Below are 10,414 nucleotides of genomic sequence, written 5' to 3' on the forward strand. Positions count from 1 at the left end.
AACCTTGGGGCTATTACCTCAACAAAAGGTGGGCTATGAGTTCTACTCGACAGAGTTATTACAACTCTGTGATCTCTGCGTCCTCTGTGGTTGATTATCCTTACTGAATTTATTTTCAATTAGGTTTCCTGCTAAACTCCAAATACCATTGCCAGCAAATTCCGTGCCCCCATTGAAAAACCAAGAACTATCAACGTCAAAGTCAGCATATACTTTTCATCCGTGTTCTTTTCTCTGGTGGAATCTTTTTCAAGCATAAGGATTATCAACATGACCAGGACCAGGGACAAAGGAATCAATACAGCCCCTGTACCAACAATTGAGGTCAGGAATGAACTGAACGGATGCTTATTCGTGTAACCCAGCAGGTCTACACCTATGTATGTTGTAAACGAATCAAGCAAAAATGAAAAGATCGCAAATGAATACATCCGGCTTCTAAGATAGGTCATGCCGATCACGGGAGATATTTTTTTTACAATTTCTGTCAAAGCTATGGCTGGCACAAGAGCATAGACCAGGATACCCGGATTCCAGGTTGAAGAGGTATTAAATATTAAGATCACAACTCCTGCTAACGATAATATAAGGCCGGTAATAGCATAAGTATGAATATAATTTTTTATTTTCTTCCGCTTTTCAAGATATCTCGCAACGAGAAGAGTCCCGAAACATATTGCAAAGATCACAAAGAAAATCAGCGGCGTGATGAAAAAATATTTCACTGGCGGTTTTAAAATATCCGCATCCTCTATCACACGGTACACCGAACCCATAAAAATAAAAGGGATCGTGGCTATGACAAATTCTTCATCGACCTTTATTCTCAATTTATTCAGCAGTTTCGTAATAGCAAGTACACCCGCGAACAAAATAATGACATAAGTGATCATGTCAAAATGATTATAACTGGTATCATTTACGATACCTTCAATAAAATTCCGGTTTATGAAATCGATCAAGCTCATAGTTATAACTATCCTCCGCAAAACCCATAAACAAATTCAACATTATCCCCATCATGTAATTCATGTTCCATAATATTTTCCGGTGCGCAAGTATTTATAAAAACCATGCAAGCATTCAACTGATCGCCAGCCAGGGTTGTTTTATAAGTTGTCTCTATACCTTTATTTTTGCCAGCTTCCATGATCCTGGCATCTATTAACCGCAGCAGATCCCCGAGTTTAGCTGCATCTGCAACCTCAAAAACATCTGAATCCCCAACCAATTCCTGCTGGGTAAAATCATAATTCACTTTTATTTTCATTGTTTACTTCCCAACAATTCTGCGAAATTCTATTCTCATCATCTTCAAGATACCATCTATCATATCAGCAACTTCAGGCAGCATTTTTAGAACTGTATAAGAAATCAACATTAAAGCAATCAATGAGCCTGCCTTTGTTATAATATGCTCTGAAATATGGAAACTCTCATCAGGTGTGCCAAACCAGCTTAATCCATAGGCTGAGGCAGTAAATGAGACCCTTATAATATTCAGTACATAGATCACAGGCACTGAGATCATAAATACCTGGAGTTTTCTTGCAGTAGTCGCACCAGTCGCAGAAGAAATTATGCCTGAGAACAGGGCTATACTTTCAATCGCTGTACAGGCAAGTATTATTTCAACAGGAAGACCATTGACTGCAAGCTCGTTCCATGCTGTCTGTACAACAGGAAACCCGAATTTCCCTGCAAGCCATACTCCCTGTACTGTGACAGTTGAAATTATCCAGGTATTCAAAAACTCGACTTCTGCGAACATGAAATATATCAAACCTCCAACAGATGCAGCCCTTGATAATGAAATAAACACTTCATAGCCGCTTTTATCGATATTATTTTTCGCCTGGAATGTTATATGCGCTATAAAGAGGGAGGCTGCGGTCGCGGCGATCACCAGGATGATATTGACATAGTCCTTAAGGTCAATATAACCCGCAAGCTGCCCTGACCAGTAGATTGAAAGGAATATCCAGCCAGAACCCCCGAAGATGAACCTTGAATTAAAGGATTTCGGAAGGAACGATGCTATGATGAGAAGTCCCAGGGAGATCCAGAGAGTTAATGCTATAACATCACCTGGCTTCCCGTATTTCTTCTTATCGGGAACGGTAAAAACATCGGCACCTGCCGCCTGTATTCTTCATATCTTCCACCAAAGGCCTCCATTGCTTCTTTTTCTTCTCTTTTTGCCAGCCTGTAATACATTGTAACAAGAACAGGCCACATTAAAAGCGTTATTATGGTCGGCCACTGGATAAGCAGGCCCACAGTTAATACTATCAGACCAAGATACTGCGGATGCCGGACATACCTGTAAATGCCTCCTGTCACAAGTTCTCCTGAAGTTGCATGTATCATGCTCCAGCCTTTTGACATCAGGAATAGTCCCAGGAATATTACCATGCTGCTTGTTACCATTACCAGCGCCCATGCAGCATCCATACTCATTAAACCTGCGCTGGATATAAGCACCCCGAGGAGATGCCCCTGTGCATGTCCAAAAGAGAGGTTGAGCCCGAAAAGCGAAGAGAGAACATATATCGTAAGCGGGAAGCCGTACATCTCCGAGAACAGCGCTATTATGAACGCCTCGTATATCCCCAGGGTGCGCCAGTTCTGCTTCTTCAGCGGTGTAAGGAAGCTGAGCACGAAGACCGAGAAAATCCCAACACTAAAAAGTGTTGCTCCCCAGTTGCTGTAAGCATAATCCGTAAATGCATGATGCCCCGAGCCTTCAATATTCGCGGGGTTTTCATAGCCAAGAAGCACTGATATGCCTTTAAACAGGGCTAAAGCCATGAGCGCAATAAATCCAAGTGAAATCAGGTTGCCGGAGAATTTTCTTATTTTCATTTTAAACCCGTTTTATGGCCTCTCTTACGAAATTGAGCCTGTAAGATTCGTCCGGGTTATCTACCTGTATCCAGAAAACTTCCCTGTCTCTGGCATAGAAGTAATGATACAGGCCAAGTTCAGGCTGTCCTGTCACAAAATAAACCTTTAAACGTTCTATAGTCAGAGGTGTGGATTCGCTGAACATCCCTGTTTTTCCCACCCTGCTGTTCATAGCCTCAAGAAGCGAGGCTGCTTCCTCGCTGTTCTTAGATTCCGATACCCAGAATTTAGCTTTACTCGAAAATGCGCTCCTGTAGTTCGCTATATAGGCATTCTCTATTTCCACATCTGCTCCGCGATGAAGATTTTTGACCTCTGTCATGGCTTCATCTCCATCCCTGTAGAGAGAAATGCTCATATCTCCCAGTTTTTCAGGGAAAATACCATATGGATTCTTCAATTGAGTCTGGACATACAGCAACGAGGTAATAGCTATTACGGCGATTATGAATATTGCAAGGTATATTTCGGATTTATTTTTTCTCATTGCCCGCCTATTTGATATTAATTACAGCCTCTTTCACCATAGATATCTGATAGTTCATATCAGGTGAGTCAAAAATTATCCAGTAGACCCTTCCCATGTTGTAATTCATTTTAAAATAATAGTAATTCATTGCATTGTTCTCTTTAAGCATATAAACATCTGGCTTTGTAAACTCCATGAATTCCAGTTTTTCAGGTTTAGTGAAGTTATCATCCATCATTCCCGGATCACTGTACTCATTATGGGAGCTGGAACCCACATCCCCTTCATGTTCTTCATGTCCTGATGAACCTCCAAGCATGGAGTTCATTGCATTGTAGGCATCGTTCGCAATATTATGGTCAGGGGCTTCGACTGCCCAGATCTGCATTGTTCCGTGGTTGCTGCTATACACTGCTGAATATGCTTTCTCCAGTGGTATTTCCTTAATCCCGTACATATTCGATATCTGTTTTGCTGCAACCTCGCCGGTATCGAATCTTGTTAATGTCATGTCCCCTAATTTCTCTGTGAAAATACTTTTCATGGCTGGCTGATATAGTAAGTACATCATCAGTGTGAAAACGATGATAACGATAATATAAGCTTTTTTCGTCATATATTCCCTCAAGAAACAGATTTTTCTAAATTTGCAATAATTATTCTATCTTTTATGATGGCTCTTGCGATGTAAATGCTTCCTGCTACGTTGGCGAGGAGCCCGATAATTATTATGGTGTCTTTATACTGGATCAGGAAAGATGATGCTGCAAGGATCAAACCAATTGAGGGCAAAAGATCACTTACATGATGCAGGCAGCAAGCTACCATAGTCAGAGATGAAGTGGCTGAACCTGCCATGCCCATTTTTTCGGTTCCTGCTACATTACCGGTTGTAATATTCCTGTGGTACCTGAAAAGTCCCATTTGCACACTGACCGCAAGAGGGATCAGATATACAAATATCCCGTTGGTAAGAAATACCTCATATCCTTTCTCAAACGATCCTTCGGCCAGGGAAGCGATCGAGATATTGAAAAGTACTACAAGGATTCCGATACTTGCCCCAAAAACAAAGGGATTTCTTAAATAAAGTTTGATTCTTTGTTTTAGAGACATATACTTACCATTTTAAGACTCTTTCTTTTACTCCTGCAACATCCTGAATAACCAGTTCAAAACCTGCGCTATCGTCAAATCCCGGGAATTTCAGGATGCCTTCAAAATGATGTCCTCCAATGCCTCCGTCCCATGATTCTGGTTTGATGATATTTCCTTTATTGTCGCGGATATATGATAAATCTGCCATCTCATAGTCAAGAGATCCGGAGTGTGTATCGAGCTTAACATCAAAGGCACTGCTTCCAAGATACACAGCAGTGACAGTTACTCCAGCTTCTGAATTTACTTTCTTCTCTAATGAATCTGGATCAGATGTTTTATCTACAGTAGCGGTTTCGGTTTTGGGTTCATTGCCTGATAAACACCCGCTGACCGCTGCTATGATCAAGATAAAAAGTACGATTATAATTCCCGATGCTCTCATGTAAGTTCCTCTTTTTTGTTTTTATCAATCCGGCTTTCAGGGTTCTGCACACCATGTTTCATATTTTTCATCATCAGAAGATGCATTATCGGGCAAAGTAACAGTATCCCAAAAGAAAGTATATTCTGCGAAACTCCTGCAACCCAAAGGACCCCCAGGAGCAAAAGCGGGATCATACAGCCAAGCACCATCATTAATGTATGTTTGTGCTTGCTGAAAAATCCTTCATTTATTTTTTGGTTTCCTGTATCACTTTCCATTTATACACCTCTAATTTTTTATAAAATATTGATTACCAGAACTTCCACCAGGGTTTTTTCTCATCTGTACCCACAGGTCGGCTTCCGGTGTATTTTTCAGGCTCGGAATCAAATGCTTTCTTACATCCTGGCGCACAGAAATAATAAGTCTTGCCATTATATTCTGATTTGTACTGTGCTGTATTTTCATCTACCTGCATTTTACAAATTGGGTCTGTCTGCATATTTTTCATTTCTCCTTTTATAATTCTTATTAGACTCTTATTATATTTGTACTTTACGTTTAGTGTAAAGTAAGTATCTTAAAGTGGCAGCGATGTATTTGTTCCAGCACCCCTGCCTGAATACTTATCATCAATTATTTTTCTGACATCTTTTAGCGAATATCCCGTCATCAAGAGGTCTCTGGCCTCAAGTGTTATGTCGTTACACAGCTTGCATTCCGAGGCATGCGGTTCATAGCTGCCGTCAGGTTTCAGGTAGCAATCCTTGAGGCTCCTGTGCGAAAGGAGCTTATCCGAATGCTGCATGCCTGCGCATCCGCAGTAACAGGCAAGGTACATGACCTTGTCCTGGTTCTGGGCTGCAAAAATGTAGGCCTCTGCTACACGCCCTGTTTTCTCGACGAACTCAGGAAGTTCAGGTTTCAAGGGTTTATTAGAATCACCGAACGCTGGTTTTTCAATAACTGTTTTGTATAATATTTGCGAACCGCCGGATAGAGCGTAAATGATTATCAGGACAGCCGAAATCACAATCGTATTGAGAATATATTTTGATTTCATTTTAATCACCATATTATATTATTAATAGTATCACAAATCCCATAGCTACCATAAATGAACCCATTACCAATTTTACTCCTGTTTTGTTCCTTGACTGCCATGCTGTCATTTTATAAACAACAGCCCGGTTAGAGGAAGCAAGCAGCACGGCTACAAGAGGCACGATAAGCATCAGGTTATAGAGTAAAAGGTACAATATGCCCTGAGTTAGCGTTGATTGCAGTGACAACAATCCTATGACTGCAAGATATATGCCGCCGCTGCATGGTACTGTGCAAAGTCCCACAAGAACCCCGGCTCCGAAGACACCGGGCGCTGAGGTTCTCCGTATCCAGTTGTTTATGGTGGTGTGCATACTCTGCGGTATTACCAGCCCGAATCCGCCCGGTATAAAGTAATCCTTCATTATTATAACTCCAAGTACCATGGAAATAAGAGCCGCAGACTTACCTACAGCATGCGTTGTGGAAAAGAAGGATATGGCGCTCAAAGCTCCCGCACCAATTAACACATAAGTTACAAATATTCCGCTGATATAAATCGAACCTGCTTTCATTAACGCATACCTGTAATTTGCCTGCATTTGCAGCATGCCCATTGTAAAAGTTATAAAAAGCAGCAGGACTGCAAAAGCACAAGGGTTAAAACCATCAATTAAGCCTGCAGTAAGTACAAGCGGAAGTGTTAATGTTTGTGGGTCGATCGCCATTTCATTATACCTTCAAGCAACTACCAATATCCCATGCATGCCGGGATTCTCTTTGCCCCCGCAGCATGAATCGCAATACCAGTGGTATTCTCCGGGTTTTGTGGGTGTGAATGTGAACACCTTCTGGCTTTCAGGTAAAACTGTGATATTCAGGTTTGGCATCACGCTCGCCAGGCCTCCCGAAAGAAAGAAATTATGAACTCCGCCGCCATCAGTATGGTGAGAATTATCAGGGTTGATAAGGTTTATAGTGACAGGCTGCCCTGCCTTTGCCCTGATTGTATTAGGTTCAAAACCTGCCATTGAGATGGTCATTTTAATGGCATCTTTGTCAACGGGTTCCAGAGCCGCTGATTTGCTCATGATCAAATATATCGCGCTTCCAAAAATCGCAATAACGATAACCACGAACAGAATACTCCTGTATGGTAGCTTTTTCTCTTGCTTTCCTTTCATTCCTACATATTTCTTTAATTTTGACATAATCCTCCTGGTTCCATTCTATTTCGGCTGTTTCATCCCCTTTTGAATAAGTCCAGATTGGCTTTTATTTTTTAAGTTATCTATTTTGACAAAAATCCGGATGGCTTTCTGCCTGTACTCTTCCATCAATTTCCTGTATTCTTCCGAACTTTCAGGTCCTGCGTGTTTTTCAAATCCATGAATTGTTCTGAAAATGTTTTTTTTCTCAATCTCAAGTTCTTCAATCGTGGGCTCTTTTTTTCTTCTCCATGGGATTTTATCCTTAAAACAATAAATTAAACCGGCTGATAATAAAATGAACAATCCGATCCCAGAGTATCGATAATCAGATTCCTGTGTCAATTCTACAGGAATACTGATATTCTCCCCAACCAGGAGATTATTAAAAGTGATGACTTTGTATTCTTTTCCTGAAAGTGTCATAACCTCAGATATTCCTTCTATGTCCATTCCACTTTTTTTATCAATGAACATCGAAACAGAAGAGGTATTGTATATAGCGTTTTTATTGAATACATATTCTTGATCCAGAGTGATGAGTGTATATGATATCTGCATCTCAAAGTTTTCACCTGGCTTTATGGATTTCATCGGATCCATATAGACTATTCCTTCATCCTGCACAAGGCAGCACTCCATTGCCTCGGTTTTTAAATTCTTAATATCCGGTGGAGTTGAAATCGCAAAGAAAGTATGGTTATCCTTGCTGTAAGGGATATCTTCACCCTCATTCCTGAATACGACGATCTCGGATATCTCAATTGAATTGTTCTTTTTCGATATGAAAATGTGGTCAAGAGTCACACTTATATTGTCGCCCTCATGAACATCAGCAGAAACTAAGTTTATCAAATACAATAGAGCTATGAATATAGAAACGGATTTCCTTGTAACGATTATCACTTAGCCTCCTGGATTGGTATATCCTCAGGAATATGGTTTGTATCCTTATCCTTATCCGGTTCATCAATTCCAGAAACAAAATTCCTGTATTCCTCCTCAAATTGCTGTCCATATTTCTTTATATCAGGTATAATATCCATTTTCGTTTTTTTGGAAAAAATGTATCCAAGGAACACAAATAAAATTGTCAATGATACACCTGCTATCATCAATGATGATGAAATCGCTTTCTCAGGATGCGCAATTATCCCCGTTCCATATTCTGCCTGAAGCGCTGAAAATATCTGTTTTTCTGAAAAACCACTATCTTTCATCCGGGTAATCTCTTTTTTAACCTGTATTGCAATTGGACAATCACATGTTGAAATAACCATGGCGCATTCACAGGGGCAAATGATGTCTGAAGTCATTTCTTCATCAGCCAGTGCCGGACCAATCGCTGATATCAGAAGTATGGACAGCATAAGCGCACTCTCACACATATTTACTCATTGCGTTCGATATCATCTATTCTCTGTTCAATAATTTCCTTTAATTCTACCCTGTTTTCTCCTTCTTTTTCACGATCAAGCAGCTTTTCCAGGATATCGATGTCGCCTATATGGGCTATCATTTTTTCAAGTTCATACACAGGTTGGTCAAGATCAAGGTTTAAAGCTGCCTCTTTTAATTGTTTCAGGACAAGCGTTGCATTTTCTTTATGTACTTTCTTGAGTTCCTTATACTCATTATCCTTAATTTCTCCTGCATTGAATTTATTTTCAAGAGAAAGGATCGATTCAAATGATGCATTCTTTTCAATTAGCAATTCATCAAATGACATTTCAGTGATATCTTTTCCCGGAACATTCCCTGAAACAACATCCGGTTGTGATATATCATCAACGGCTTCCTGCATCTCATCGATGGATCTACTCGTTGCAGGTACTGCTTTTATAATGAGCCTTTTTGGCTTTTTGCCAATTTTGTTTTTAAGGAATGGATATGAGACAGCCCCGATCAATATAACCGCTGCCACAGGGATAAGATAATTGAAATCCCCGCTGCTTCCTGTCTTAGAGGGAACATACCCGGTTATCCGGATATCCAGTCCTTGATCCCTCGGAACGTTCATGAAGCTTAAGACTTCGAATTCGTTCCCTTCATTCTGGACTATTTCCTTCCTGGCAAATTGGCTTTCAATCCCGAAACCATTTTTCTTATCCGAAAGCAGAGTGATATATGAAGTATTGTAGATCATACCTTTAAAGAATATATCTTTTGTTGATTCCGGATTAAAAACGTATGATATCTGTACACTATATGTATCACCAGGTAAAATAGGATTCATCGGGTCTATCCATGCTGAATCTTTTTCCCTTTGGAGACAGCATTCCATAGCATCGGTCTGGAATCTTGTTATACCTTCCGGAGTTGAGATGCCGACATATGCCCGGTCTTTACTGAAAAAAACTTTATCTCCTGTATTCAAAAATTCGACATATTCATCAACTTTTATCCCGTTCGCTGCTCTGGAAAGAACAATATGGTCGATTTTCACTGTCAGGCTATCTCCATCTTTTGTGCTATCATAAACTGTGACATTAACTTTTTCTGATGCATTGACATGCTTTGTATATGGTACATCAGTATAATTCACACCCAGCAGGTAACCCTGCCTGGCATTGACCATATTAAATGTATATTTTCCGCTTTTATCGGTGGCCGTATCCATTAATTCGATCCCGACTTCATCCATGAGGCGTACCGGTACTCCTTCAAGTGTTTTGTTTGCTTTAATGATATATCCCTCAATCTTTTCGGACAGATTGAAATTCACAACAGCTTTTCCCTGAAGTCTGAGATTCTCTCCATATATTGTTCCATTATATGTCACATTTACCCTGTACATGCCATCATTAATGTCAGCAAATGTATAATTTCCGTCTTTATCCGTTATTAGATTTGAAAGAGGCATGTAGGTATATACCACACCTGTTTCAGCGCTCTCTGTGGCGTTTACCCTGCTCAGTGCAACTTCCTGGCCTGGAAGTTTATTTCCGGTCGATTCAACACTTCCGCTTATCTGTGCAGCCGATGCTGCACTTACGAAAATGACAAACATTATAAAAATTGATAATAATTTATTCATTTTTTTCTTTCTCCTGCAAGAACTTTTCATATTCCAGTTCAAATTCCTCGTTCTCATCCATTCTCTTCCTGCTGATCTTATAGACAACGACCCCTCCCACAATGACGCCAGCAGGCAGTGCAAGCCACACTATCCAGTCAAACCCTTCTTTTGGCGGCGTGGCGAGAACGCCTTTTCCATATTCTGCCATCAGTTTATCATATATCTTTTTCTCAGAAAGTCCC

At 40.4% G+C, this 10,414-nt stretch carries 17 protein-coding genes; all 17 read right to left on the reverse strand.

Annotated features, from left to right (window positions below; all coding sequences use genetic code 11):
- Positions 1 to 131: 131 nt before the first annotated feature.
- The gene (locus CL181_RS08925) at positions 132 to 968 is read right to left on the reverse strand and encodes a DUF63 family protein (RefSeq protein WP_097298965.1); all 837 of its coding nucleotides are present in this window, start codon (positions 966 to 968) and stop codon (positions 132 to 134) included.
- 8 nt (positions 969 to 976) lie between these two features.
- Entirely contained in the window at positions 977 to 1,270 is a 294-nt protein-coding gene (locus tag CL181_RS08930) for a MoaD/ThiS family protein (protein ID WP_097298966.1), read from the reverse strand.
- A gap of 3 nt (positions 1,271 to 1,273) precedes the next feature.
- Positions 1,274 to 2,149: an archaeosortase A gene (artA, locus tag CL181_RS08935; RefSeq protein WP_097298967.1), complete on the reverse strand. Its 876-nt coding sequence runs from the start codon at positions 2,147 to 2,149 to the stop codon at positions 1,274 to 1,276.
- Positions 2,077 to 2,865, reverse strand: a complete 789-nt coding sequence (locus CL181_RS08940) for an isoprenylcysteine carboxylmethyltransferase family protein (RefSeq protein ID WP_217993132.1) — start codon at positions 2,863 to 2,865, stop codon at positions 2,077 to 2,079. The genes artA and CL181_RS08940 overlap by 73 nt, the downstream gene beginning before the upstream one ends.
- Before the next feature lies 1 nt (position 2,866).
- Positions 2,867 to 3,394 carry a hypothetical protein gene (locus CL181_RS08945; protein WP_097298968.1) on the reverse strand — a complete coding sequence of 176 codons (528 nt, stop codon included), beginning with the start codon at positions 3,392 to 3,394 and terminating at the stop codon, positions 2,867 to 2,869.
- A gap of 7 nt (positions 3,395 to 3,401) precedes the next feature.
- Positions 3,402 to 3,992: a hypothetical protein gene (locus tag CL181_RS08950; RefSeq protein WP_097298969.1), complete on the reverse strand. Its 591-nt coding sequence runs from the start codon at positions 3,990 to 3,992 to the stop codon at positions 3,402 to 3,404.
- Positions 3,993 to 4,000: 8 nt separating this feature from the next.
- Positions 4,001 to 4,492 (reverse strand): hypothetical protein, encoded by a 492-nt coding sequence (locus CL181_RS08955; RefSeq protein ID WP_097298970.1) that lies wholly within the window; start codon positions 4,490 to 4,492, stop codon positions 4,001 to 4,003.
- A gap of 4 nt (positions 4,493 to 4,496) precedes the next feature.
- Entirely contained in the window at positions 4,497 to 4,919 is a 423-nt protein-coding gene (locus tag CL181_RS08960; protein ID WP_097298971.1) for a hypothetical protein, read from the reverse strand.
- Positions 4,916 to 5,179: a DUF2933 domain-containing protein gene (locus CL181_RS08965; RefSeq protein ID WP_097298972.1), complete on the reverse strand. Its 264-nt coding sequence runs from the start codon at positions 5,177 to 5,179 to the stop codon at positions 4,916 to 4,918. The genes CL181_RS08960 and CL181_RS08965 overlap by 4 nt, the downstream gene beginning before the upstream one ends.
- 32 nt (positions 5,180 to 5,211) lie before the next feature.
- Entirely contained in the window at positions 5,212 to 5,403 is a 192-nt protein-coding gene (locus tag CL181_RS08970; protein WP_097298980.1) for a YHS domain-containing protein, read from the reverse strand.
- 78 nt (positions 5,404 to 5,481) lie between these two features.
- Positions 5,482 to 5,964: a PCYCGC motif-containing (lipo)protein gene (locus CL181_RS08975; RefSeq protein ID WP_176505128.1), complete on the reverse strand. Its 483-nt coding sequence runs from the start codon at positions 5,962 to 5,964 to the stop codon at positions 5,482 to 5,484.
- A gap of 13 nt (positions 5,965 to 5,977) precedes the next feature.
- Positions 5,978 to 6,673, reverse strand: a complete 696-nt coding sequence (locus CL181_RS08980) for a cytochrome c biogenesis CcdA family protein (RefSeq protein ID WP_097298974.1) — start codon at positions 6,671 to 6,673, stop codon at positions 5,978 to 5,980.
- 12 nt (positions 6,674 to 6,685) lie between these two features.
- Entirely contained in the window at positions 6,686 to 7,156 is a 471-nt protein-coding gene (locus CL181_RS08985) for a cupredoxin domain-containing protein (protein WP_097298975.1), read from the reverse strand.
- Between the two features lie 18 nt (positions 7,157 to 7,174).
- Entirely contained in the window at positions 7,175 to 8,059 is an 885-nt protein-coding gene (locus CL181_RS08990) for a hypothetical protein (protein WP_097298976.1), read from the reverse strand.
- A complete protein-coding gene (locus CL181_RS08995) occupies positions 8,056 to 8,523 on the reverse strand; it encodes a cytochrome c-type biogenesis protein CcmH (RefSeq protein ID WP_176505129.1) in 468 nt (155 codons plus the stop codon). The genes CL181_RS08990 and CL181_RS08995 overlap by 4 nt, the downstream gene beginning before the upstream one ends.
- A 20-nt stretch (positions 8,524 to 8,543) precedes the next feature.
- Complete coding sequence (locus tag CL181_RS09000; protein ID WP_097298978.1) at positions 8,544 to 10,190, reverse strand: collagen binding domain-containing protein; 1,647 nt, start codon at positions 10,188 to 10,190, stop codon at positions 8,544 to 8,546.
- Positions 10,183 to 10,414 (reverse strand): cytochrome c-type biogenesis protein CcmH (locus CL181_RS09005; protein ID WP_176505130.1); only part of this gene is annotated, 232 nt, incomplete at its 5' end. The genes CL181_RS09005 and CL181_RS09000, both read right to left, overlap by 8 nt.

The organism is Candidatus Methanoperedens sp. BLZ2, from assembly GCF_002487355.1.
In the GTDB taxonomy this organism is placed as follows: domain Archaea; phylum Halobacteriota; class Methanosarcinia; order Methanosarcinales; family Methanoperedenaceae; genus Methanoperedens.